The sequence below is a fragment of the Pseudomonas sp. 5.2 genome, from assembly GCF_059025405.1.
Map to the genome: position 1 here is coordinate 225,843 of NZ_JBYBHH010000006.1, position 22,721 is coordinate 248,563.

General features: G+C 62.7%; 23 protein-coding genes and 1 pseudogene. 15 read left to right on the top strand and 9 right to left on the bottom strand.

Translation table 11 applies throughout. The annotated features are described in order from the left end of the window. Positions 1-6 precede the first annotated feature (6 nt). The 10 genes from paaK to paaZ all read left to right on the top strand — a co-directional run bounded on the left by paaK (position 7) and on the right by paaZ (position 10,561). Positions 7-1,326 carry a phenylacetate--CoA ligase PaaK gene (gene paaK / locus AC5PZ0_RS11940; RefSeq protein ID WP_027593245.1) on the top strand — a complete coding sequence of 440 codons (1,320 nt, stop codon included), beginning with the start codon at positions 7-9 and terminating at the stop codon, positions 1,324-1,326. A gap of 228 nt (positions 1,327-1,554) precedes the next feature. Then, a complete protein-coding gene (paaA, locus tag AC5PZ0_RS11945) occupies positions 1,555-2,544 on the top strand; it encodes a 1,2-phenylacetyl-CoA epoxidase subunit PaaA (protein WP_099429341.1) in 990 nt (329 codons plus the stop codon). Between the two features lie 25 nt (positions 2,545-2,569). After that, entirely contained in the window at positions 2,570-2,851 is a 282-nt protein-coding gene (paaB, locus tag AC5PZ0_RS11950; protein ID WP_004374528.1) for a 1,2-phenylacetyl-CoA epoxidase subunit PaaB, read from the top strand. A gap of 8 nt (positions 2,852-2,859) precedes the next feature. After that, positions 2,860-3,618 carry a 1,2-phenylacetyl-CoA epoxidase subunit PaaC gene (paaC, locus tag AC5PZ0_RS11955; RefSeq protein WP_493855026.1) on the top strand — a complete coding sequence of 253 codons (759 nt, stop codon included), beginning with the start codon at positions 2,860-2,862 and terminating at the stop codon, positions 3,616-3,618. Continuing rightward, the gene (paaD, locus tag AC5PZ0_RS11960) at positions 3,605-4,138 is read left to right on the top strand and encodes a 1,2-phenylacetyl-CoA epoxidase subunit PaaD (protein ID WP_186702865.1); all 534 of its coding nucleotides are present in this window, start codon (positions 3,605-3,607) and stop codon (positions 4,136-4,138) included. Before paaC ends, paaD begins: the two co-directional genes overlap by 14 nt. A gap of 15 nt (positions 4,139-4,153) precedes the next feature. Beyond that, a complete protein-coding gene (gene paaE / locus AC5PZ0_RS11965) occupies positions 4,154-5,230 on the top strand; it encodes a 1,2-phenylacetyl-CoA epoxidase subunit PaaE (RefSeq protein ID WP_027593241.1) in 1,077 nt (358 codons plus the stop codon). A 105-nt stretch (positions 5,231-5,335) separates the two neighbouring features. Continuing rightward, a complete protein-coding gene (locus tag AC5PZ0_RS11970) occupies positions 5,336-5,644 on the top strand; it encodes a DUF485 domain-containing protein (protein WP_493855027.1) in 309 nt (102 codons plus the stop codon). Beyond that, positions 5,641-7,203 carry a cation acetate symporter gene (locus AC5PZ0_RS11975; protein WP_099429343.1) on the top strand — a complete coding sequence of 521 codons (1,563 nt, stop codon included), beginning with the start codon at positions 5,641-5,643 and terminating at the stop codon, positions 7,201-7,203. Before AC5PZ0_RS11970 ends, AC5PZ0_RS11975 begins: the two co-directional genes overlap by 4 nt. Before the next feature lie 32 nt (positions 7,204-7,235). After that, positions 7,236-8,468, top strand: coding sequence for an OprD family porin (locus AC5PZ0_RS11980; protein WP_274885339.1), 1,233 nt, complete (start codon positions 7,236-7,238; stop codon positions 8,466-8,468). A 38-nt stretch (positions 8,469-8,506) separates the two neighbouring features. After that, complete coding sequence (gene paaZ, locus AC5PZ0_RS11985) at positions 8,507-10,561, top strand: phenylacetic acid degradation bifunctional protein PaaZ (protein ID WP_493855028.1); 2,055 nt, start codon at positions 8,507-8,509, stop codon at positions 10,559-10,561. Positions 10,562-10,615: 54 nt separating this feature from the next. Here paaZ and AC5PZ0_RS11990 read toward each other — a convergent pair whose 3' ends face one another. The 3 genes and pseudogenes from AC5PZ0_RS11990 to AC5PZ0_RS12000 all read right to left on the bottom strand — a co-directional run bounded on the left by AC5PZ0_RS11990 (position 10,616) and on the right by AC5PZ0_RS12000 (position 11,876). Further along, the gene (locus AC5PZ0_RS11990) at positions 10,616-10,885 is read right to left on the bottom strand and encodes a DUF6555 family protein (RefSeq protein ID WP_027593236.1); all 270 of its coding nucleotides are present in this window, start codon (positions 10,883-10,885) and stop codon (positions 10,616-10,618) included. 90 nt (positions 10,886-10,975) lie between these two features. After that, positions 10,976-11,131: pseudogene (locus AC5PZ0_RS11995) on the bottom strand (con-10 family general stress protein); the annotation flags it as partial. Positions 11,132-11,324: 193 nt separating this feature from the next. Then, the gene (locus tag AC5PZ0_RS12000; protein WP_099429346.1) at positions 11,325-11,876 is read right to left on the bottom strand and encodes an ATP-dependent Clp protease proteolytic subunit; all 552 of its coding nucleotides are present in this window, start codon (positions 11,874-11,876) and stop codon (positions 11,325-11,327) included. Positions 11,877-12,091: 215 nt separating this feature from the next. Here AC5PZ0_RS12000 and AC5PZ0_RS12005 point away from each other — a divergent pair, with 215 nt between their 5' ends. From AC5PZ0_RS12005 to AC5PZ0_RS12020, 4 genes are read left to right on the top strand one after another with little or no spacing between them, the layout of a single operon-like run. Next, positions 12,092-13,009: a DUF72 domain-containing protein gene (locus AC5PZ0_RS12005; protein ID WP_493855029.1), complete on the top strand. Its 918-nt coding sequence runs from the start codon at positions 12,092-12,094 to the stop codon at positions 13,007-13,009. After that, positions 13,006-13,791, top strand: a complete 786-nt coding sequence (locus AC5PZ0_RS12010; protein WP_027593232.1) for an endonuclease/exonuclease/phosphatase family protein — start codon at positions 13,006-13,008, stop codon at positions 13,789-13,791. The genes AC5PZ0_RS12005 and AC5PZ0_RS12010 overlap by 4 nt, the downstream gene beginning before the upstream one ends. Continuing rightward, entirely contained in the window at positions 13,788-14,990 is a 1,203-nt protein-coding gene (gene clsB / locus AC5PZ0_RS12015) for a cardiolipin synthase ClsB (protein ID WP_493855030.1), read from the top strand. Before AC5PZ0_RS12010 ends, clsB begins: the two co-directional genes overlap by 4 nt. Then, positions 14,990-15,937 (top strand): lysylphosphatidylglycerol synthase domain-containing protein, encoded by a 948-nt coding sequence (locus tag AC5PZ0_RS12020; RefSeq protein ID WP_027593230.1) that lies wholly within the window; start codon positions 14,990-14,992, stop codon positions 15,935-15,937. Before clsB ends, AC5PZ0_RS12020 begins: the two co-directional genes overlap by 1 nt. Positions 15,938-16,106: 169 nt before the next feature. On the opposite strand, the gene AC5PZ0_RS12025 is transcribed toward AC5PZ0_RS12020, so the two are convergent. Then, the gene (locus AC5PZ0_RS12025; protein ID WP_493855031.1) at positions 16,107-16,568 is read right to left on the bottom strand and encodes a phosphotransferase system, HPr-related protein; all 462 of its coding nucleotides are present in this window, start codon (positions 16,566-16,568) and stop codon (positions 16,107-16,109) included. Between the two features lie 64 nt (positions 16,569-16,632). Further along, positions 16,633-17,334, bottom strand: a complete 702-nt coding sequence (locus AC5PZ0_RS12030; protein WP_493855032.1) for a FadR/GntR family transcriptional regulator — start codon at positions 17,332-17,334, stop codon at positions 16,633-16,635. A 97-nt stretch (positions 17,335-17,431) separates the two neighbouring features. Between AC5PZ0_RS12030 and AC5PZ0_RS12035 the strand changes: the two genes are divergently transcribed. Continuing rightward, on the top strand, positions 17,432-18,175 hold the full coding sequence (locus AC5PZ0_RS12035) for a FadR/GntR family transcriptional regulator (RefSeq protein ID WP_099429352.1): 744 nt from the start codon (positions 17,432-17,434) through the stop codon (positions 18,173-18,175). Here AC5PZ0_RS12035 and AC5PZ0_RS12040 read toward each other — a convergent pair. The 4 genes from AC5PZ0_RS12040 to AC5PZ0_RS12055 all read right to left on the bottom strand — a co-directional run bounded on the left by AC5PZ0_RS12040 (position 18,163) and on the right by AC5PZ0_RS12055 (position 22,669). Further along, complete coding sequence (locus tag AC5PZ0_RS12040; protein ID WP_493855033.1) at positions 18,163-19,974, bottom strand: glycoside hydrolase family 28 protein; 1,812 nt, start codon at positions 19,972-19,974, stop codon at positions 18,163-18,165. The two genes, AC5PZ0_RS12035 and AC5PZ0_RS12040, sit on opposite strands and share 13 nt — an antisense overlap. A gap of 142 nt (positions 19,975-20,116) precedes the next feature. Beyond that, complete coding sequence (locus AC5PZ0_RS12045) at positions 20,117-20,890, bottom strand: ABC transporter ATP-binding protein (protein ID WP_027593225.1); 774 nt, start codon at positions 20,888-20,890, stop codon at positions 20,117-20,119. Positions 20,891-20,900: 10 nt separating this feature from the next. Further along, positions 20,901-21,740, bottom strand: a complete 840-nt coding sequence (locus tag AC5PZ0_RS12050; protein ID WP_099429354.1) for an ABC transporter ATP-binding protein — start codon at positions 21,738-21,740, stop codon at positions 20,901-20,903. An 11-nt stretch (positions 21,741-21,751) separates the two neighbouring features. Beyond that, positions 21,752-22,669 (bottom strand): ABC transporter permease, encoded by a 918-nt coding sequence (locus AC5PZ0_RS12055; RefSeq protein WP_033694009.1) that lies wholly within the window; start codon positions 22,667-22,669, stop codon positions 21,752-21,754. Between the last annotated feature and the right edge of the window lie 52 nt (positions 22,670-22,721).

The window sequence follows — 22,721 nt, forward strand, 5'->3', positions numbered from 1 at the left end:
GAAGCCATGAACATGTACCATGATGCCGATCGTGCCCTGCTTGACCCTATGGAAACCGCCAGCGTCGACGCCCTGCGCCAGCACCAACTTGAGCGCCTGCGCTGGAGCCTGAAACACGCCTACGACAACGTGCCGCTGTACCGCAAGCGCTTCGACGAATGCGGCGCGCACCCCGATGACCTCAAGTCGCTCGACGACCTGGCCAAGTTCCCCTTCACCGGCAAGAACGACCTGCGCGACAACTACCCGTACGGCATGTTTGCCGTGCCCCAGGAAGAGGTCGTGCGCCTGCATGCCTCCAGCGGCACAACGGGCAAGCCGACCGTGGTCGGTTATACCCAGAACGACATCGACACCTGGGCCAATGTGGTCGCCCGCTCGATCCGCGCCGGCGGGGGGCGCAAAGGCGACAAAGTGCACGTTTCGTATGGTTATGGCCTGTTTACTGGCGGGCTCGGCGCGCATTACGGTGCCGAACGGCTGGGGTGTACGGTCATCCCCATGTCCGGTGGCCAGACCGAGAAGCAGGTGCAACTGATCCGCGACTTCCAGCCCGACATCATCATGGTCACGCCGTCTTACATGCTCAACCTGGCCGACGAGATCGAGCGCCAGGGCATCGACCCGCACGACCTCAAGCTGCGCCTGGGCATCTTCGGTGCCGAGCCCTGGACCGACGAACTGCGGCGCTCCATCGAGCAGCGCCTGGGTATTCAGGCCCTCGACATCTATGGCCTATCGGAAATCATGGGGCCCGGCGTGGCAATGGAGTGCATCGAAACCAAGGATGGCCCGACCATCTGGGAAGACCACTTCTACCCCGAAATCATCGACCCGGTTACCGGCGAGGTGCTGCCGGACGGGCAATTGGGCGAGCTGGTATTTACCTCGCTAAGCAAGGAGGCGCTGCCGATGGTGCGCTACCGTACCCGCGACCTGACCCGCCTGCTGCCGGGCACCGCGCGGCCGATGCGACGGATCGGCAAGATCACTGGGCGCAGTGACGACATGCTGATCATTCGTGGGGTCAACGTGTTCCCGACCCAGATTGAGGAGCAGGTACTCAAAATAAAACAGCTTTCTGAGATGTACGAGATTCATCTGTATCGCAATGGCAACCTGGACAGTGTTGAGGTGCACGTGGAGCTGCGTGGCGAATGCCAGGCGATGGACGAGGGCCAGCGCAAGCTGCTGATCGGTGAACTGACCAAGCAGATCAAGACCTACATCGGTATCAGCACCCAGGTGCGACTGCAGCCCTGCGGCACGCTCAAGCGTTCTGAAGGCAAGGCGTGCCACGTGTTCGACAAACGGTTGGCCAGCTGACTTATCAGCTGCCTTTTTACGGCCCCGGCTCAGTCCGGGGCTTTTTTTTGCCGGCCCTTTCGCAGTGCAAGGCTACTCCTACAGGTGGTGCGCGCCCTTGTAGGAGCAGCCTTGTGCTGCGAAAGGTCCGCAAAGCGATACATAAATCTTATTCGATACACATAAAACTGTTTGACGTTATGTTTTGTATCGCTTACAAATGACTCATGCCTTAGCAGGAGTCGGAACATGTACGCACAGCTAGTCGAAACCGGCGTCAAACGCGTCAAGTCCCTGGACGAAATGTCGCCCGAAGAGCGCGACTTCCAGGAAAAGATCGACGCCGAGATCAAGATCGAAGCCAAGAACTGGATGCCCGAGGCCTACCGCCAAACGCTGATCCGGCAGATCTCCCAGCACGCCCACTCGGAAATCGTCGGCATGCTGCCCGAAGGCAACTGGGTCACCCGCGCCCCAAGCCTGAAACGCAAGCTGCAACTGATGGCCAAGATCCAGGACGAAGCCGGCCACGGCCTGTACCTGTACAGCGCCATGGAAACCCTCGGCGCCGACCGCGACGAAGAGATCGCCAAGCTGCACAGCGGCAAGGCCAAGTACTCGAGCATCTTCAACTACCCGACCCTGAGCTGGGCCGACATGGGCGCCGTAGGCTGGCTGGTCGATGGCGCTGCGATCGTCAACCAGGTGGTGCTGCAGCGCACCTCCTACGGCCCCTACTCCCGCGCCATGATCCGCATCTGCAAGGAAGAGAGCTTCCACCAGCGCCAGGGCTACGAGCTGCTGCTGACCATGATGCGCCACGGTACCCAGGCTCAGAAGGACATGGTTCAGGACGCCATCAACCGCCTGTGGTGGCCGTCGTTGATGATGTTTGGCCCCAGTGACGAGCACTCCCCCAACAGCGCCCAGTCGATGGCCTGGAAGATCAAGCGCCAGACCAACGATGAGCTGCGCCAGCGCTTCATCGACCAGACCGTGCCACAGCTCGAGCTGCTCGGCTGCACCGCGCCCGACCCGCACCTGAAGTGGAACGAAGCCCGCGGCCACTACGATTTCGGCGACATCCAGTGGGACGAGTTCTACGAAGTCATCAAGGGCAACGGCCCCTGCAACCTGGAACGTGTCGCCACCCGGCGCAAGGCCATCGAGGACGGTGCCTGGGTACGCGAGGCCGCCGTGGCCTATGCGCGCAAGCAACAGAACAAGAACGCCGCCTGAGCGGCGATTGATGCGGAGATCGAAAATGTCTGTCTGGACCCTCTACGAAGTGTTCGTGCGCAGCAAGCACGGCCTGAACCACAAGCATGTCGGCAGCGTGCATGCCGCCGACGCCGCCATGGCCATCGAGAATGCCCGTGAGCTGTACACCCGCCGCAGCGAAGGCGTGAGCCTGTGGGTGGTGCCATCAGCGCTGATCACCGCCTCCTCCCCTGACGAGAAAGACCCGCTGTTCGCCCCCTCGGACGACAAGGTCTACCGCCATGCCAGCTTTTACGAGCTGCCCGACGAAGTCGGACACATGTGAGGTTGGCCATGCATAAAGAAGCGCTTATCCCCTATTTACTGCTCCTGGGCGACAGTGCCCTGGTGCAGGGCCAGCGGCTCTGTGAATGGTGCGGCCACGCACCGGCCATCGAGGAAGAACTGGCCTTGATGAACGTCGGCCTCGACTTGGTCGGCCAAGCCCGCAACTGGCTGGACTACGCCGCCGAATTGCTCGACGACGGCCGTGACGCCGATGCCCTTGCCTACCGCCGTGACGAACGCGCCTACCGCAACCTGCTGCTGGTCGAACAACCCAATGGCGACTTCGCCGTGACCATGACCAAGCAGTTTTTATACGACGCCTGGCACTTCGCGGTGCTGCAGGGCCTGGCTGCGTCCCGCGATGAGCGTATCGCCGGCATTGCTGCCAAGGCACTCAAGGAGGTCACCTACCACCTGCGTCGCTCCGGTGAGTGGGTGCAACGCCTGGGCGGCGGCACCGACGAAAGCCGTCGGCGCATGCTAGACGCCATCCCGGCGCTGTGGCGCTTCACCGTTGAACTGACCGCGGGTAGCGACAGCGAAGTTCAGCTGGCCGAAGCCGGCATCGCAGCTGACCCGGTCGCCGTCGGCGCGGCCTGGCTCAAGCAGGTAAGCGCGATTTTTGACTCGGTCGAGCTGCCACTGCCCAAGGCCGCCAGTTATTTCTACCTGGACGGTCGCAAAGGCCTGCACACCGAGCACCTGGGGCTGTTGCTGGCCGAAATGCAGTTCCTGCCACGGGCCTACCCCGATGCGACCTGGTGAGCTGATCGCCAGCGACCTCGGCGCCCGTGCCGCCCGAGGCGACGACCTGGCCCGGGCCTGGGCGGTGCTGGAGCAGGTCATGGACCCGGAAGTGCCGGTGGTGAGCGTGGTTGACCTGGGCATTGTCCGCGACCTGGACTGGCGCGCCGGCCACCTGCACCTGGTCGTCACGCCAACCTATTCCGGTTGCCCGGCGACCGAGGTGATCGAGGCCGATATCCGTGACGCGCTGCAACAGGCCGGTTTTGCTGCCCCCGCGCTGGAGCGGCGCTTGACCCCGGCCTGGAGCACCGACTGGATCAGCGACCTGGGCCGCCAACGCTTGCGCGCCTATGGCATAGCGCCGCCCGAAGGCAGCACCAGCAAGCGCAGCCTGCTCGGTGAGGCGCCCCAAGTGTGCTGCCCGCAGTGTGGCAGCGCGCATACCGAACTGCTCAGCCAGTTCGGCTCCACGGCTTGCAAGGCGCTGTACCGCTGCCGCGAGTGCCTGGAGCCATTCGACTATTTCAAATGCATTTGAGCCGTGGAGAACACCATGAGCCAGTTTCACAGCCTGACCATCAAGCAAGTACGCAACGAGACCCGCGACGCCGTGTCCATCGTCTTTGACGTACCCGAGCACCTGCAGACGCAATTCCGCTTCACCCAGGGCCAGTACCTGGTCATGCGTACCCAGCTGGATGACGAAGAAGTGCGTCGTTCCTATTCGATCTGCAGCGCCGTGCAGGACGGCGAGCTGCGTGTGGCTGTCAAGCGCGTGCCAGGCGGGCGTTTTTCGGCCTTTGCCAATGAAGTGCTCAAGGCTGGCCAGCAACTGGAGGTGATGCCGCCGTCGGGCAGCTTCTTCGTGCCGCTCGACCCCGCCCGCGAAGGCCACTACCTGGGCGTTGCCGCCGGCAGCGGCATTACGCCGATCCTGTCGATCATCGCCACCACCCTGGCCACTGAACCGCACAGCCGTTTCACCCTGCTCTACGGCAACCGCTCAAGCTCTGGTGCGCTGTTCCGCGACAAGCTCGAAGACCTGAAAAACCGTTACCTGGACCGCCTGAACCTGATTTTCGTGTTCAGCCGCGAGCAGCAGGACGTCGACCTGTACAACGGCCGGATCGATGCCGACAAGTGCGGCCAACTGTTCTCCCGTTGGCTGGACGTCGCCACGCTGGACGCTGCGTTCATTTGCGGCCCCCAGGCCATGACTGAAACCGTGCGTGACAGCCTGCAGGCCAACGGCATGGCCAAGGACCGCATCCACTTCGAACTGTTCGCCGCCGCGGGCAGCGAAGCGCGCCGCGAAGCCCGTGAAGCTGCGCGCCAGGTGGATTCGGCGCTCAGCCATATCACCGTGATCAGCGATGGCCGGGCGCTGAGCTTCGACCTGCCGCGCAACAGCCAGAACGTGCTGGACGCCGGCAACGCCATCGGCGCCGAACTGCCGTACTCGTGCAAGGCCGGCGTGTGCTCGACCTGCAAGTGCCGGGTGATCGAAGGCGAGGTCGAGATGGACAGCAACCATGCGCTGGAAGACTACGAAGTGGCGGCCGGGTATGTGCTGTCGTGCCAGACCTACCCGGTGAGCGACAAAGTGGTGCTCGACTTCGACCAGCTCTAATACCTAGCCCGTGTGGGAGCGGGCTTGCCCGCGAAGAGGCCCTAAGCGCCACCGCAACACCTGTGTGACCTCAAAAACAACTACAACACCAAGAGATCGCTTGCCATGACCCCCGAATGCATAGAAAGCATCGCCAACCATCCCGACTTCCAGCACCTGGTCCGGCGCAAACGTCGCCTCAACGGCACCCTGACCCTGGCCATGCTGGTGATCTACTACGGCTTCGTCCTGTTGGTGGCGTTCTCCCCCAGCACCCTCGGCCAATCGCTCAGCGGTGGCGTGACCACCGTTGGCATGCTGGTGGGCGTGCTCATGGTGCTGCTGTCGTTCGCCCTCACCGGCATCTACGTGCACCGCGCCAACAACGTGCTCGACCCGCTGAACGACAAGGTCAAGCAGGAGTGCGCGCAATGAACTGGACTGCCATTTCGATGTTCATGGTGTTCGTCTGCTTCACCCTGCTGGTAACCCGCTGGGCCGCACTGCGGACCCGCTCGGCGAGTGACTTCTACACTGCGGGCGGCGGCCTGACCGGCATGCAGAACGGTTTGGCGATCGCCGGCGACATGATCAGCGCAGCGTCCTTCCTGGGCATCTCAGCCATGATGTTCATGAACGGCTACGACGGCTTGCTCTACGCCCTGGGCGTACTGGCCGGCTGGCCAATCATCCTGTTCCTGATCGCCGAACGCCTGCGCAACTTGGGCAAGTACACGTTTGCCGACGTCGTGTCCTACCGCCTGGCGCAAACCCCAGTCCGCCTGACCTCGGCATTCGGCACCTTGGTCGTCGCGCTGATGTACCTGGTGGCCCAGATGGTCGGGGCCGGCAAGCTGATCGAGCTGCTGTTCGGCATCAGCTACCTGTACGCGGTCATGCTAGTCGGGGTGTTGATGGTCGCCTACGTGACCTTCGGCGGCATGCTGGCAACCACCTGGGTGCAGATCATCAAGGCCGTGATGCTGCTGTCCGGCACCAGCTTCATGGCGTTCATGGTGCTCAAGCACTTTGGCTTCAGCACCGAAGCGATGTTTGCCAGCGCCGTGGCCGTGCATGCCAAGGGCCAGGCGATCATGGCGCCGGGTGGCTTGCTGTCGAACCCGATCGATGCGATTTCCCTGGGGCTGGGCATGATGTTCGGCACTGCCGGCCTGCCGCATATCCTGATGCGTTTCTTCACCGTCAGCGATGCCAAGGAGGCGCGCAAGAGTGTGTTCTACGCCACCGGTTTCATCGGCTACTTCTACCTGCTGCTGATCGTCATCGGCTTTGGCGCCATCGTCATGGTCGGCACCGAGCCGTCCTACCGCGATGCGGCAGGCGCGATCATCGGCGGCGGCAACATGGTCGCGGTGCACTTGGCCCAGGCAGTGGGTGGCAACCTGTTCCTGGGTTTCATCTCTGCCGTGGCCTTCGCCACCATTCTTGCGGTAGTGGCGGGCCTGGCCCTGTCCGGCGCTTCGGCGGTTTCCCACGACCTCTATGCCTGCGTGGTACGCAAAGGCCAGGCCACTGAACAGGAAGAAATGCGTGTCTCGCGTATCGCCACCCTGGTGATCGGCTTGCTGGCAGTGGTGCTGGGGCTGGTGTTCGAGTCGCAGAACATCGCCTTCCTCTCCGGCCTGGTACTGGCCGTGGCTGCATCGGTCAACTTCCCGGTGCTGCTGCTCTCGATGTTCTGGAAGGGCCTGACCACCCGTGGTGCAGTGTGCGGCAGCATGGCCGGTTTGCTCTCGGCCGTGGTGCTGGTGGTACTCGGCCCGGCAGTGTGGGTCAACGTGCTGCACAACGAACAGGCGCTGTTCCCTTACAGCAACCCGGCGCTGTTCTCGATGAGCCTGGCGTTTTTCGGCGCCTGGGTGTTCTCGGTCACCGACACCTCCGCGCGTGCCAGCGAGGAGCGTGGTCGCTACCTGGCGCAGTTCATTCGCTCCATGACCGGTATCGGCGCTGCCGGCGCCAGCAAGCACTGACTTCGAGAACAACCATGTCGGGTATAACAACAATGAACCGCACTCGCTTCTCTACTGCCGCTTGGCTTGCCACGCTCGCCCTGCCCTTGCCGGCCATGGCCGACTTCGTCAGCGACAGCCATGCACGCCTGGAACTGCGCAACCACTACATCAACCGCGATTTCCGCCAGAGCAATGCCCCGCAGGCCAAGGCCGAGGAATGGGGCCAAGGCTTTACCGCCCGCGTGGAGTCCGGCTTCACCGAAGGCCCGGTGGGCTTCGGCGTGGACGCCATGGGCCAGCTGGGTCTCAAGCTCGATTCCAGCCGCGAGCGCCGCAACACCGGCTTGCTGCCCTTTGGCCCGAACAGCCACGAGCCTGTCGATGACTACAGCGAGCTGGGCCTGACCGGTAAAGCACGGGTTTCCAAGAGCACCCTGCGCCTGGGCACCCTGCAGCCGATCCTGCCGGTGGTGGTGTACAACGACACCCGTCTGTTGTCTTCCACGTTCCAGGGCGGCCTGCTGACCAGCCAGGAGCTCAATGGCCTCACCGTCAACGCCGGGCGCCTCACCAAGGCCAACCTGCGCGATTCGTCCGGCCGCGATGACATGGGCTACGGCGCAGCCAGCAGCGACCACCTGGATTTCGGCGGCGGCAGCTACGCCATCACCCCGCAGACCAGCGTCAGCTATTACTACGCCAAGCTCGAAGACATCTACCGCCAGCAGTTCGTCGGCCTGGTCGATACCCGCCCACTGGGCGAAGGCCTGAGCCTGCGCAGCGACCTGCGCTATTTCGACAGCCGTAACGACGGCGCCGAACGCGCCGGCAACATCGACAACCGTAACTTCAACGCCATGTTCACCCTCGGCGTCAGGGCGCACAAGTTCACCGCCACCTGGCAACAGATGTCCGGCGACAGCGCCTTCCCCTTCGTCAACGGCGGCGACCCGTTCACGGTCAACCTGGTGACCTACAACACCTTCACCCGCGCCGGGCTCGATTCCTGGCAGGTGCGCTACGACTACGACTTCGTCGCCATGGGCATCCCGGGCCTGAGTTTCATGACCCGCTACACCGACGGCCGCCACGCCGAGACCGCCACGGTCAGCAACGGCCGTGAGCGCGAACGCGACACCGACCTCACCTACGTCATCCAGAGCGGCCCGTTCAAAGACGTCAGCCTGCGCTGGCGCAACGTCACCTTCCGTTCCGGCAATGGCCTGACCAATGCCGTGGACGAGAACCGCCTGATCATCGGCTACACCTTGGCGCTGTGGTAACAGCGCCCTTCCCCCATTAGAACAGCATGGAGAACAGCATGTCTGACGCCCCAACCCTGCAAAGCTTCATTGCCGGTCGCTGGATCGGCCAGCACGGCGCCCAGGCCCTGCGCAGCGCCTTGAACGGTCACGTTCTGGCCTACAGCCATGAAGAGCGCCCGGATTTCGCCGAAGCCGTGGACTTCGCCCGCGCCCGTGGCCTGGCCGCCCTCATGGCCATGGACTTCCAACAGCGCGCCGCCCGCCTCAAGGCCCTGGCCTTGTACCTGGCCGAGCGCAAAGAGCAGCTGTACGCCTTGTCCCACCACAGTGGCGCCACCCGCGCCGACAGCTGGATCGACATCGAAGGCGGTAACGCCACACTGTTCGCCTATGCCGGCATCGGCAGCCGCGAACTGCCCTCCGGCAACCTGGTGCACGAAGGCCCGGCCATACCGCTGGGCAAGCAAGGCCACTTTGCCGGCAGCCATATCCTGGTGCCGCGTGCCGGGGTCGCCGTGCACATCAACGCGTTCAACTTCCCGATCTGGGGCATGCTCGAGAAGTTCGCCCCGACCTTCCTGGCTGGCATGCCGTGCATCGTCAAGCCCGCCACCTCGACCAGCTACCTGACTGAAGCCGTGGTTCGCCTGATGAATGCGTCGGGCCTGTTGCCCGACGGCAGCTTGCAGTTGGTGATCGGCAGCACCGGCGACTTGCTCGACCGCTTGCAGGGCCAGGATGTAGTGACCTTTACCGGCTCCGCCGATACTGCTGCGAAATTGCGCGTGACGCCGAACCTGATCCGCAACTCGGTACCGTTCACCGCCGAAGCGGATTCGCTGAACTGCGCGATTCTCGGCCCGGACGTGACCCCGGACAGCGAAGAGTTTGACCTGTACATCAAGGAGGTGGCCCGCGAAATGACCACCAAGGCCGGGCAGAAATGCACCGCCATCCGCCGCGCCATCGTCCCGGCCAAGCACATCGATGCCGTCGCTACCCGCCTGCGCGAGCGCCTGAGCAAGGTGGTGGTGGGCGACCCTTCAGTGGAAGGCGTGCGCATGGGCGCCCTGGCCTCGCATGATCAGCAGCGCGACGTTGGCGAGCGTGTACGCAGCCTGCTGCAGAGCTGCGACCAGCTGTTCGGCGCCAGTGACGGTTTCGCGCCGCGTGGTGAGGGTGTTGCCGAGGGCGCGTTCTTTGCGCCGACCCTGCTCCAGGCCCGCGACCCGCATGCTGAAGGCGGTGCGCACGATATCGAAGCGTTCGGCCCGGTCAGCACGCTGATGGCCTACGATGACCTTGACGAAGCCCTGACCCTGGCTGCCCGCGGCAAGGGCAGCCTGGTGGCGACCCTGGTCACTGCCGACCGCGCCGTTGCCGCCAAAGCCATCCCGGTGGCGGCTGCCTGGCACGGCCGCCTGCTGGTGCTGGACCGCGAAGCCGCGCTGGAGTCCACCGGGCATGGCTCGCCGCTGCCGCAACTCAAGCACGGCGGCCCTGGCCGCGCGGGTGGCGGTGAAGAGCTGGGCGGCCTGCGCGCAGTCAAGCACTACCTGCAGCGTGCGGCCGTACAAGGCTCACCGAGCATGCTCACGGCAGTAACGGGCGAGTACGTGCGCGGCGCAGAAGTGATCGAGAGCGAAGTGCACCCGTTCCGTCGCTACTTCCAGGACTTGCGTATCGGCGAGTCACTGTTAACCCACCGCCGTACGGTAACTGAGGCAGACCTGGTCAACTTCGGCTGCTTGTCGGGTGACCACTTCTACATGCACTTCGACGAGATCGCCGCCAAGGAATCGCAGTTTGGCAAGCGTATCGCCCATGGCTACTTCGTGCTGTCGGCAGCGGCAGGCCTGTTTGTATCCCCTGGCGCCGGCCCGGTACTGGCCAACTACGGCCTGGATACCCTGCGCTTCATCAACCCTGTAGGCATTGGCGATACGATCCAGGCGCGCCTGACCTGCAAGCGCAAGATCGACCAGGGCAAGGCTAGCCCGTTGGGGCAGCCGCAAGGCGTGGTGGCGTGGGACGTTGAGGTTACCAACCAGCTGGGTGAGCTGGTGGCCAGCTATGACATTCTGACCTTGGTATTGAAGAAGGTTGACTGAGTAGCCTACCTGCCAAACGATGGGCTGCCTCGCAGCCCATCGCTCATTCATTCATCAACCCACCACGGCCGGGTCACCCACCGATTGATTGGGCTTGCTCCCGGAAATACGCCAGCTCACGGCGGTAATCCCGTACCGTTCGGCCATTGGCCTGCTGACTTTCTTGATCTTTTCCCGCCCGAATTTCGGAATGATGCCGATGCCCGCATCACAGCTGGCCCAATGCCAGGCCTCGGCATTGTCCAACCGTTCCAGGCGGATGATGAAACTGCGCGGTTGGCCATGCAGTTGGTAGTCGATGATGTACAGCTGTGGACCAGGCATCGCAGGGGCCTCCTCTTCTCCATGGATGACCTTTTGATTGATCTGGGCAGTGCCAGAAAATTCAAAAAATTTGCCAACCTAGGTCAATCGCTACGGTCGCCGTCCGCCGCCATGGCTGTTCTGGCCACCCTTGCGGCCGGCTTCAGCGGCGCGTTCACGGTCATTGGCGAAGTTGCCACCCGACACCTTGCCGCCTTTGTGCCCTGCGCGGGAGGCTTTTTCCCGGTCGTTGGCGAAATTGCCCGAGTTGGTTTCCTTGGTGCCGCCGCGCTGGCTGGTACGTTCTTGATCACGCGCCATGTGGTATCTCCTTGCGATGGAAAGGTTGCTGGGCCGTACCTTGATTCCGAGCCAGCAAATACGGGCAATGCTCAATCGAATTGCACACGGCTGACGGGTGGTGCCAAACGCCCCCAGGCCAAATGCTTGCGTGGTGGCATTAGGCATGCACGCTCCACTGGGTGGAATCGGACTCGATCGGCAGTTCGTCGATGGCATGGATCAGCCCGCTCTCCAGTGCCTCCTCGGGCCCCAGTATCCGCGGGTAGGCCATCAGGTAACGTGGCACGTCCAGCACTTCGGCACTGCCTTGGGTTCGCTCTGCCACGATTTGAGCGTACAGCCGCAGGTCGTAATCCAGGCTCATGGCGTATTCGGCCATCCTGGCGTGGTCGACCGACCCGTGAAGCGTCCAATGGAAAGGGTGAAACAAGAACTTGCTGAACGCGCAGGCGGTGCGATGCTCGCCCGCCAGAAACAGGATGTTGCCCATCGATTCCACCGTCCCCAGGTTGTGGGTATGCAGCGGAATCGGCAGCGCCCGCAGGAAGTTGTACAAGGTAAACCCATAGCTGCACTCCCCGCCCATGGTCGCGATGTTCAGTTGCAGCAGCTGTGCGCCTTGCTGCATGGCGCGCGAACAGGTGTTGATCAGGTTGCCGCAGGTGGATGAGTTGATCGGCCCGGTGAAATGGATGATGTGTCTGGCCATGTTTGCCTCCAGGGTTGGCGGTTCATGCCGGTGAATGGCCAATCCGTCATGGGGTGTAGTCGTCTTTTGCACCCGCTATGCGGTGGAGACGCCAACCGCGGCAAAGTTCAACTCTGCGTGCATTCCCCGTTGGTCAACCGTGCTGAACCTCACGGCCGCGCATCAGTCGCACTTTCAGAGCGACCTCTCAAAAAGCTGGCAATGAGGAAGGCAGCGTGAGCGAGATCCGTATTGGTATATCAGGTTGGCGCTATGGCCCTTGGCGCAAGGATTTCTACCCCAAAGGGCTGCGCCAGGACAGTGAACTCGCGTTCGCCTCGCGGGCAGTCAACAGCATCGAGATCAATGGCTCGTTCTACAGCCTGCAGACGCCCGAACGGTATCGGGGGTGGCGTGAGGAGACGCCAGAAGGCTTTGTATTCTCGGTAAAGGCACCGCGCTACATCACCCATGTACGGCGGCTCAAGGACATCGAAGCGCCGGTGGCCAATTTCTTTGCTTCCGGGCCTTTGTTGCTGGGCGACAAGCTGGGCCCGTTTCTGTGGCAGTTCCCACCCAACATGAAGTTCGACGAAGCACGCTTTGCGCGGTTTCTGGCGCTGCTGCCGCGTAACCGAAAAGCGGCGCGCGAATGCGCACAAGGGTGTGACGAGCGGCTCAAGGGCAATGGCGGCACTGACATCAAAGGCAACGCACGCTTGCGCCACGCCGTGGAAATCCGCCACGAGAGCTTTCTTTGCGAAGCCTTCGTGAAGCTGTTGCGCAAACACCGTGTGGCGCTGGTCGTGGCCGACAGTGCAGGGAAATGGCCCTATGTCGAAGATGTCACGGCCGATTTCGTCTACATGCGCCTGCACGGTGATGTGGAGCTCTACAGCAGTGGCTACACGGCGCAGGCCTTGCGCCGCTGGAAACAGCGCATTCTGCGATGGAGCCAAGGCAGCCAGGCAGACGACGCACACACCGTGCTACCCGGCGCACCGCCCAAGCGGGCCACGCGTGATATCTACTGCTACTTCGACAACGACCAGAAGGTCCATGCGCCCTACGATGCCCGGCGCCTTCTGGAGAAGTTGAAGCTGGACTATGACCTGCTCACCGAACCCGGTGTCGACCCGGAGGTTGAGCTGTGAACAAGACCTTGCCCACACCGCGCTGCATCATCGACAACGTCACCACGGTGCAAAGGCTGACCGTGCTGACTCTCAACGTGCACAAGGGCTTCACCGCCTTCAACCGGCGTTTCATCCTGCCTGAGCTGCGCGATGCCGTGCGCGCCACCGGCGCCGACCTGGTGTTTCTTCAGGAGGTGCACGGCAGCCACCAGCAGCATGCCGAGCGCCACGCAGCCTGGCCGGAAACGCCGCAGTACGAGTTTCTGGCCGACAGCATGTGGCCGCAGTTCGCCTATGGCCGTAACGCTGTGTACCCCCATGGCGACCACGGCAATGCCTTGCTGTCGAAATTCCCCATCAGCCAGTTCGACAACCGGGATGTTTCCATCGACGGCAATGAGCAGCGTGGCCTGCTCCATTGCCGCCTGGAGGTGCCTGGGCATAAAGAGGTGCATGCAGTGTGCGTGCACCTGGGCCTGCGGGAATCACACCGCCAGCGCCAGGTGCGCCTGTTGCTGGAGCTGCTCGACAGCTTGCCGCCCGATGCGCCGGTGATCATTGCCGGCGATTTCAATGACTGGCGCCTGAAAGCGGATGTGGCGCTGTCCGAACACCTGGTCGAAGCCTTTGGCGAGCGTTTCGGCACCCCGGCGCGCAGTTTTCCGGCGCGCCTGCCGCTGCTGCGGCTTGACCGCATCTACCTGCGCAATGCCATGCCGAGCAAGGCGCAGGTGCTGTCGAAGTACCCATGGTCGCACCTTTCCGACCATGCCCCCCTCACTGCGGAGATCAGCCTATGAACCGACCTTGGCTAGAGGGCAACAGCGTGCAGCTGTTGATCAATGGCGAACAGTATTACCCGCGCGTGTTTGAAGCGATGGCCCAGGCGCGGGAGGAAATTTTGCTGGAGACGTTCATCATCTTTGATGACAAGGTCGGCCAGCAGTTGCAGCAGGTGCTGATAGACGCCGCGCAGCGCGGCGTGCGCGTCGAAGTGGCGGTCGATGGTTACGGCACTGCCGACCTGCCCGACACCTTCATCTCGGCCATGACCGAAGCCGGCGTCAACTTTCATGCCTTCGACCCGCAGCCCCGGCTGGTGGGCATGCGCACCAACCTGTTCCGCCGCCTGCACCGCAAGATCGTGGTCATCGATGGGCAGCGCGCGTTCATCGGCGGTATCAACTACAGTGCCGATCACCTGGGCGACTACGGCCCCATGGCCAAGCAGGACTATGCCGTGGAGGTTACTGGCCCGGTGGTCGCGCAGGTGCATGCCACCAGCCGTCGCCTGATGTCCCCTGTGCTGCAGCCACCCAGTGAGGTGCGGCCTGTCACCGAGCCCACCGGGGCTATCACTGCCCTGCTGGTCGAGCGCGACAATGGCCAGCGCAGAACGGCCATCGAAGCCCAGTACCTGCAAGCCTTCCGCGCTGCCCGGCAGCGTATCGTGGTGGCCAATGCCTATTTCTTTCCGGGTTACCGGTTGCTGCGGGAGCTGCGCAATGCGGCGCGGCGTGGGGTGGACGTGACCTTGATTTTGCAAGGCCAGCCAGACATGCGCTGGGTGCGGGCCTTGTCGCGGCTGCTGTACAACTACCTGCTGCGTGACGGTGTGCTCATTCATGAATACTGCCGCCGGCCTTTGCATGGCAAGGTCGCGCTGGTCGATGACCAGTGGGCCACTGTCGGCTCGAGCAATCTCGACCCCTTGAGCCTGTCGTTGAACCTTGAAGCCAACCTGTTCATCCGCGATCACGGCTTCAACCAACAATTGCATCAGCACCTGCAGTCGCTGGCCAGCGAACAGTGCAAGGCCGTCACCCTGGAGCGCATGGTCCGCGGTTACTGGTGGCGGGCGCCGCTGATTTTCCTGTGCTTCCACGCGATACGTCACTTTCCGCGCATTGCCGGCTGGTTCCCGGCGCACCGCCAGCGCCTGCGCTCGGTGCAGCCGGAGGTGGAAGCCCACGGCGATATGCATGAGGGCCAGACGTGATGGCCCGTAAACGTTGGCAAATCTGGGCCAAGCGCCTGTTCACCTTGCTCTTCCTTTTGTTGATACCAGCCTTGCTGTTCATGCTGGCGCGCAACCTGGACTGGAACGAGGTGCGCCAGTCGCTGCTGGCCTACAAGCCTGGCACTTTAGCGATCGGGTTGGCGGTTGCGCTGTTCAGCTACCTGACGTTTGCCAGCTACGACCTGCTGGCGCGTGCCTATACAGGCCACAACCTGCCTGCCAGGCAGGTGTTGCCTGTGGCTTTCGTCTGTTATGCCTTCAACCTCAACTTCACCACCTGGGTGGGCGGCGTCGCGTTGCGTTATCGGCTGTACGGCCGGCTAGGTCTGGATACCGCGACCATCACCCGCATCCTGACCCTTGGCTTACTCACCAACTGGATGGGCTACATGCTGTTGGCGGGTACGGTATTCGCCCTGCGCCTGGTAGACCTGCCGGACAGCTGGGCAGTCGGGGCAACGGGGTTGCAACTGATCGGCTTTGGCTTGCTGGCAATCGCCATCGGCTACTTGCTGGCCTGCGGCTTTGCGAAAAAACGCACCTGGCAATGGCGTGAACACGAAGTCACCTTGCCTGGCTGGCGTCTGGCGCTGGCTCAAGTTGCCCTTGGCGCCAGCAACTGGGCGTTGATGGCCCTGCTGATCTTCTGGTTGCTGCCTGGGGAAGCCTTCTACCCGTCGATCCTCGGGATACTGCTGATCAGTTGCGTAGCGGGCGTGGTTGCGCACATCCCGGCCGGGCTTGGGGTGCTTGAAACGGTATTTCTGGCGTTGCTGCATGGCCAGATGCAACAGGGCACGCTGGTAGCGGCATTGCTGGGGTATCGCACGCTGTATTACCTGCTTCCGCTGCTGTTGGCAGTGATCACGTACCTGATTCTGGAGAAACGCGCCAAGGCCATGCGCCAGCGTGATAATCCGGCCTAAGCCTCTACAAGGGCCTCGGCCCGGGAAATTGGGGCTGCTGCGCAGCCCATCGCCGGCAAGCCAGCTCCTACAAGGAATCTCGCTCTCCTGTAGGAGCTGGCTTGCCTGCGATGGGCCGCGCAGCGGCCCCCTTGGCCCTAACAAACGGCCAGCGTGGTACAGCGAGCGCTTAGGACTTATCCCCTTCGTCAACCACATCATCGGTCCACGGCTCACCGTCCAATGGCGCCGAACGCGCCAGTTCAGCCTCATCCAACCCAAAGCCGCCGCCAATCTCGTTAGCATTGACCTGCCGCAACGACTGGTCTGCCGGCCCTTCGCCGTCACCCTCTTCAAACGGGTCGCGAGCACCGGTCTCGTCCAGCAAGGTATCCGGGCTCATGTCGTCATAGGTGACGTTATCCTCGTGCAGGCTGTCGCTCAACGCTTCGCCACCCGTCATACCGCTTTCGGCGACGCGCTGTGGCGGAAACTCCTGCTCATCTTCACGGGCAGGTCGTTCGTCGCCCACCCGCCCTTCGCGTTCGTCGTGACGGTCACTGAAGTCCAGCTCATGGACACTGCCCATGCGGTCTTCGGTGTCGTCGATTTCGGTAGGTGTGTAAGGCTTGGGTTCATCGGGGCGAGACATGTGCGTACTCCGTCAGTGGGCTATACACGGTCGACTGCGCTCACCACGGGAAAATTCAGAGTTTTTACGCCGGGGGCTGGGCCGCTTGTTGCGCACGGTGCAGTTCATTGGTCAGGTGCAGCCGCATCGCTGCCCGGGCGGCATCGGCGTCCTGGTGCGCGAGTGCAGCATGAATCTGCTCGCGCTCACGCACCTGTTGTGCGCGTTGCTGTTGGGTGACGTTGCTCTGCGCGCCACGCATCAGGGTATCGGCCAGGTGGCGCATGGCATCGATAAAGAAGCTGTTGCCGGTGCACAGGGCAATTTGCAGGTGAAACTCGAATACGATGCGCGTGCTGTCCTGGTGCAACGGCCCCACGGCATTGGCTTCGCCCAGGGCGTCGGCAATGGCCTGCAACTGGCTTGACGTAGCACGCTGCGCAGTAAGCGCGGCGCACTCCACCTCCAGGCTCAGGCGCAATTCGATGAGCGCCACCGCATCGAGGGCGCTGCCCTTCTCGTGCTGGCTGTCCTGAAAGTCGCCTGGCCGGGTGGTGTCGACCACGAACGTGCCGATGCCTCGGCGGGTCTCGACCAGGCCCTCTGCCTGCAGCCGCGACATCGCTTCGCGAACCACGGTACGGCTGACCTTGCGCGCCTCGGTAAAGGCTTGTTCGGTCGGCAACTTGGTGCCTGCCGGTAGCTCGCCGGCCAGTATGCTACGCGACAGTTCAAGCACCAGTTGCTGGGCCAGGCTGACACGTCGTTCAGGGTTGACACGCTCCATCAGAGGATCCATTCAAAAACCAGACGATGAACGATTGTAACCGCAGTTTTACGTCAAAACGCACTATAATGCCCGCTGATCTCACAAGAGCACGATGATGTCTGACCTCACGGCTATTGCCCGAATCAAACCTCGCCGCCTGGCCGAATCGTTGGTCGAACGCTTTGCCCAACGCATGCGTGATGGCACCCTCAAACGCGGCGACAAACTGCCCACCGAAACGCAGATCATGGCCGCCGAAAGCGTCAGTCGCTCGGTAGTGCGTGATGCCTTGTCGCGCATGCAGGCGGCAGGCCTGGTCGAGACCCAGCATGGCGTCGGCACCTTCGTCCTCGACATGCCGGCCCCCGAAGGCTTCAACGTCGGGCCCGCCACCATTGTGCTGTTGTCCGACGTCCTCGACCTGCTGGAGTTCCGCCTAAGCCTGGAAGTCCAGGCTGCAGGCATGGCCGCCGAACGGGCCACGCCACAGGCCATCGACGAGCTGGAACAAGCACTGCACGCGTTGCTGCAAGGCCCGGAAAAGTCCGGTAGCACCACCAACGCCGACTTCCAGTTCCACCTGAAGATCGCCAAAGCGGCCGGCAACCCGTACCTCATCGACATCATGAAACACTTGGGCACCAAGCTGATCCCGCGCACCCGGATGAACTCCGCCTATACCGGGCAGAGCAACCGCAGCACCTACCTGGCAGGGATCAATGCCGAACACCAGCAAATCTTCGACGCCATCGTCAGTAAGCAAGTCGATGCGGCGCGTGCGGCCATGTTCCTGCATTTGAGCAATAGCCGCATGCGCCTGCGCGAGGCGCAGAAACACCAGGCTGTCTACAGCGAGTGAGCCGCTTCAGGCGCCGGTTGCACATCCTCGAAGACCAACCCGTCGCTGGCACTGACCTGCCACGGGTTGGCACTGCCGGTTTCGCTGAAGTGGACCGTGTCGAACCGTGAGCCCTTCAAACCATCGATCTTGGCCTTGGCCGGCCCGCTGAAACGCACGCGCTCGAAGGACAGGCCTTGGTGGTAAGCGCCGTGCAGGCTGTCGCCCTTGACCTCGATCGCCGCCAGTTGGGCATTCTCGACCGTTACATTGCTAACCCGCACATCGCGGAACTGGCCGGCGATGGTCGACTTCTTGTAGTCCAGCTTGGCGTTCGGGTCGTTGTAGTCGAGGGTGAAGATGAACGCCTGCTTGACCGTATTGCGCATCGCCGAATCGCGGAACACCACATTACGCGCGCCACCGCCCATGAAGTTGGTGCTCTTCATGCGTAAGCCGGTATCGGTGCCGTCAGACACGTTATCTTCGGCCAGGATGTTCTGGATCCACGCCCCCGTGTGGCTGCCAGCCACGACCATGCCGTGGCCCTTGCGGAAATAGTTGTTGAAGATCCACGCGTCTTCCTGGGGCTTTTGCTTGACCGCATCGGCGCCGGTGCCGGCTGCGAAGTTGACGCAGTCATCGCCGGTGTCGAAGAAGTTGTTGAACACCAACGCGCCGCGGCTGTTGGCAAACTCGATGCCATCGCCGTTGTTGGCGTCGTAGGTCTTGTGCGTGGTGTTGGCCAGCACCACGTTCTCGGTCTCCAGGTTCATGATGCCGTGATAAGCCGGGTTGAGGACCGTGAAGCCGCCATAGAACACGTTCTTGACGTTGCGCAAGGTGACCAGCGACGAGCGCATTTGGCCATAGGCGTCCTTGACGTTCATGCCTTCGGCCACGGCGCGAGCGACCTGGGCTCTGGCCAGCACGCCGTCCTGCAGGTAGCGGGTGTTGTCGCTGGGCAGGTAGAACGGCAGCGGTTGGCCACGTTCATCGACGATGTCGGCGTTGCGCTTCCAGCCATTGCCATCAATCACCCCCTTGCCGACGATGCGTATGTTCTCGAATGCCTGGTGCGCACGCGGGTCACGCGGCAAGGCGTTGATCAGCGAGGCCGGGCGTACGGTGGTGGAGTACGGGTACTGGATATAGCCATCGCGGGGGTAGTCTTCGGCGCGCTCGGACCCGAGCAGGGTCGCGCCCTCGGCGATTTCCAGGGTCATGTTGCTTTTGAGGTACAGCGCGCCGCTTTTGTAGGTACCTGCTGGCAGCAGCACTTTGCAGCCGACGGTACAGGCGTCGATGGCCTTCTGGATGGCGGCGGTATCGAGGGTCTGGCCGTCGCCCTTGGCGCCATAGTGGCGCACGTCGAACAGTGCCGGCACGGCGGTAGTACGTTGGACGATTACCGGGCTGTCGGCCGATTCCTTGCCGGCGTGGTCCACCGACCGCACGGTGAAGCGGTATTCGGTGTCGGGCGCCAGGCCAACTTCGGTGTAGCTGTGGATGGCGATACGGTGGTGGAAATTGCGCGTGTCCTGCTCGTAGAAGCGGTCGATATAGGGTTTGGCCGGGGACACGTGCCCGTTGTTGGCGTTGCTACCACCGAGCAGCTTGCCATTGGCGTAGACGTGGTAATCGGCGATGTCGGCAAGGTCGGCGGGTTTCTCCCAGACCAGGATTATCTGCTGGTCGTCGTAGGCCAGCGTCGGGACCAGCACTTTGCTCGGCGCTTCGAGTGCCCAAAGGGGTGAACTGAAGCCGAGTGCCAGGACAGTCAGCAGTGATCGGGTGGTCGCGGTGTTTGCATGCGGCATGGGGTTATCTTCCTTGTTATAGCGCTATGCACAGTCGTTGTAGGAGCAGCCTTGTGCTGCGAAGAGGCCATCCCAGCCAAAGAAAACGGTGGGTAATACGGGCCTCTTCGCAGCGCAAGGCTGCTCCTACACAAAGCGTGTGTCAGCTGACGTTACGTACTGATTCAGCACTGAAATCGCGGCTGGCCTGCACCAGCATGCGGGTGTAGTCGTGGCTGGCCAGGTCCTGGCTCAAGGCTTGGCTGTCCAGGCGCTCGACAATCCGCCCCTGTTGCATCACCGCGACCTTGTCGCACAAATGGCTGACCACACCCAGGTCGTGGGTCACCATCAGGTAGGTGAGTTTCTCGCGCTGACGCAGGTCCGCCAGCAGGTTGAGAATCTCTGCCTGCACCGATACATCGAGCGCCGACGTCGGCTCGTCCAGCAGCAACACCCGGGGTTCGAGAATCAGCGCCCGGGCGATCGCCACGCGCTGGCGTTGCCCGCCTGACAGCTGGTGCGGGTAGCGGTAACGGAAGCTGTCGTTCAAGCCGACCTTGACCAGGATGTCGTTGATGCGGTCATCGCGCTCGCCCAGGCCATGAATGGTCAATGGCTCGCGCAACGCGGTGTCGATGGTGTGCCGCGGGTGCAGCGAACCGTAAGGGTCCTGGAACACCATCTGCACCTTGCGAAAGTGCTCCTTGGGCAGCTTGTGCTGCAGCGGGACGCCGGCAATGCTCAGCGCCCCGCTCCAGTGCCGGTACTGCCCAGCCAGGCAGCGCAAGACCGTGGTCTTGCCCGAACCCGACTCGCCCACCAGGCCGAACGACTCGCCGTCTTCGACCGTCAGGTCGACATCGTGCAGCACCTGGTTGCAGGCGGCGCCCACACCAAAACTCAGGTTCAGCGATTGTGCTTGGATCATGCTCATGTCAGTTCCCTCAGCAGGTGAGCCACAGCGGGTCGCGTTGCAGGACCGGCAGGCGTGGGCGGCGGTTGTCCATGCTCGGCAGGGCCGCCAGCAGGCCACGGGTATAGGGGTGTTCGGCATATTGCAGGTCGCAGGCGGCCAGCGACTCGACCACCCGCCCGGCATACATCACCAGCACCCTGTCGCAGTAGTTGCGAACCAGGTTGAGGTCATGGCTGACGAAAATCAGCCCCATCTGCTGTTCCACCACCAGTTCTTCGAGCACATTGAGCACCTGCTGGCGTACCGACACATCCAGCGCCGAGGTCGGTTCATCCGCGATGATCACCTCCGGGTTGGTGATGACCATCATGGCGATCATGATGCGCTGGCCCATGCCGCCGCTGACTTCATGCGGGTAAAGGTTGTAGACCCGCTTGGGGTCACGGATGTGGACCTTTTCCAGCATCAGCAAGACCCGCTCGCGGGCCTCGCTGCGGCTGGCCTTGTGGTGCGCCAGGTAGGCTTCGGCAATCTGATCGCCCACCTTGACCACCGGGTTGAGCGAATACTTGGGGTCTTGCATGATCATCGAAATGCGCTGGCCGCGAATCTTCTGCATGGCCTTTTCGCTGGCACTGAGCAAGTCGACATCGCCGAACTGCAGGGCCTTGGCAGTGATCTGCGTGCTATTGGGGTGCAGCTTGAGCAAGCTGCGCCCGACGGTGGACTTGCCCGAACCGGACTCGCCGACAATGGCGAGCTTCTCGCGGCCCAAGGTGAACGACACATCGCGTACCGCGTGCATTTCTTTCTTGCCATTGACGAAGCGCACATTGAGCGAATCGACAGTGAGTTTGAGCGTCGACATAAAGCCTCCAGTTACTCGCTACGCGGGTCGAGAATGTCCCGCAGGCCATCGCCCAACAGGTTGAACGCCAGGCTCACCAGCATGATCGCGGCCCCCGGTACGGCCACCAGCCACCAGCATTCGAGCATGTAGCGTCGGCCAGTGGAGATCATCGCGCCCCACTCCGGCAACGGCGCCTGCGCGCCCAGGCCAAGAAAGCCCAATGCAGCCGCGGTGAGGATGATGCCGGCCATGTTCATGGTCAGGCGGATGATCACCGACGACAGGCACATCGGCACGATGTGGCGCAGGATGATCCGCGTCGACGACGCGCCCTGCAGCTCGACCGCAACGACGAAGTCAGCCTTGCGCAGCGACAGCGTTTCGGCCCGCGCCAGGCGAGCGATCGGCGGCCATGAGGTCAGCGCGATGGCGACCACGGCATGCTCCAGGCCAGGGCCGAGCGCGGCGATGAACGCCAGCGCCAGCACCAGGCTTGGGAACGAGATGAAAATATCGGTGATACGCATGAACACGGTGTCGACGACGCCACCGAAATACCCCGACACCGTGCCGATGAACAACCCGATCGGGCCGACGATCACGGTCACCAGGGTAATGATGTAAAGGGTGATACGTGAGCCATACACCAGCCGGCTGAAGATGTCGCGGCCGTACTCGTCGGTGCCGAACCAGTGCGCGGCACCGGGTGCCTGCAGGGCGTTGGCGAGGTTTTGCACGACCGGGTCATGGGTGGCGATCCACGGCGCGAAGGCGGCGACCACCACCAGCAGCAAGGCCACCAGCAGGCCAGCCAGGGTCATCGGGTTGCGCAGCAGGTGGCGCAGCACCCGCAGGCTGCTTTTGTACAGCGCATCGACACTGGACGCAGGTGTGTTGTCGGCCTGCGGCTTGTCGCTTGAAACGGTAGAAGACAGGTTGGCAATCATCGGCATGTTCTCGATGTGAAATCATGGCCACCTGGGGCGCCCGCAGACGCCC

Bases quoted from the DNA above. Each gene is read 5' to 3' on its own strand.
- paaK (WP_027593245.1), top strand. From the start codon at position 7: ATGAACATGTACCATGATGCCGATCGTGCCCTGCTTGACCCTATGGAA.
- paaA (WP_099429341.1), top strand. From the start codon at position 1,555: ATGTACGCACAGCTAGTCGAAACCGGCGTCAAACGCGTCAAGTCCCTG.
- paaB (WP_004374528.1), top strand. From the start codon at position 2,570: ATGTCTGTCTGGACCCTCTACGAAGTGTTCGTGCGCAGCAAGCACGGC.
- paaC (WP_493855026.1), top strand. From the start codon at position 2,860: ATGCATAAAGAAGCGCTTATCCCCTATTTACTGCTCCTGGGCGACAGT.
- paaD (WP_186702865.1), top strand. From the start codon at position 3,605: ATGCGACCTGGTGAGCTGATCGCCAGCGACCTCGGCGCCCGTGCCGCC.
- paaE (WP_027593241.1), top strand. From the start codon at position 4,154: ATGAGCCAGTTTCACAGCCTGACCATCAAGCAAGTACGCAACGAGACC.
- AC5PZ0_RS11970 (WP_493855027.1), top strand. From the start codon at position 5,336: ATGACCCCCGAATGCATAGAAAGCATCGCCAACCATCCCGACTTCCAG.
- AC5PZ0_RS11975 (WP_099429343.1), top strand. From the start codon at position 5,641: ATGAACTGGACTGCCATTTCGATGTTCATGGTGTTCGTCTGCTTCACC.
- AC5PZ0_RS11980 (WP_274885339.1), top strand. From the start codon at position 7,236: ATGAACCGCACTCGCTTCTCTACTGCCGCTTGGCTTGCCACGCTCGCC.
- paaZ (WP_493855028.1), top strand. From the start codon at position 8,507: ATGTCTGACGCCCCAACCCTGCAAAGCTTCATTGCCGGTCGCTGGATC.
- AC5PZ0_RS11990 (WP_027593236.1), bottom strand. From the start codon at position 10,885: ATGCCTGGTCCACAGCTGTACATCATCGACTACCAACTGCATGGCCAA.
- AC5PZ0_RS12000 (WP_099429346.1), bottom strand. From the start codon at position 11,876: ATGGCCAGACACATCATCCATTTCACCGGGCCGATCAACTCATCCACC.
- clsB (WP_493855030.1), top strand. From the start codon at position 13,788: ATGAACCGACCTTGGCTAGAGGGCAACAGCGTGCAGCTGTTGATCAAT.
- AC5PZ0_RS12020 (WP_027593230.1), top strand. From the start codon at position 14,990: ATGGCCCGTAAACGTTGGCAAATCTGGGCCAAGCGCCTGTTCACCTTG.
- AC5PZ0_RS12025 (WP_493855031.1), bottom strand. From the start codon at position 16,568: ATGTCTCGCCCCGATGAACCCAAGCCTTACACACCTACCGAAATCGAC.
- AC5PZ0_RS12030 (WP_493855032.1), bottom strand. From the start codon at position 17,334: ATGGAGCGTGTCAACCCTGAACGACGTGTCAGCCTGGCCCAGCAACTG.
- AC5PZ0_RS12035 (WP_099429352.1), top strand. From the start codon at position 17,432: ATGTCTGACCTCACGGCTATTGCCCGAATCAAACCTCGCCGCCTGGCC.
- AC5PZ0_RS12040 (WP_493855033.1), bottom strand. From the start codon at position 19,974: ATGCCGCATGCAAACACCGCGACCACCCGATCACTGCTGACTGTCCTG.
- AC5PZ0_RS12045 (WP_027593225.1), bottom strand. From the start codon at position 20,890: ATGAGCATGATCCAAGCACAATCGCTGAACCTGAGTTTTGGTGTGGGC.
- AC5PZ0_RS12050 (WP_099429354.1), bottom strand. From the start codon at position 21,740: ATGTCGACGCTCAAACTCACTGTCGATTCGCTCAATGTGCGCTTCGTC.
- AC5PZ0_RS12055 (WP_033694009.1), bottom strand. From the start codon at position 22,669: ATGATTGCCAACCTGTCTTCTACCGTTTCAAGCGACAAGCCGCAGGCC.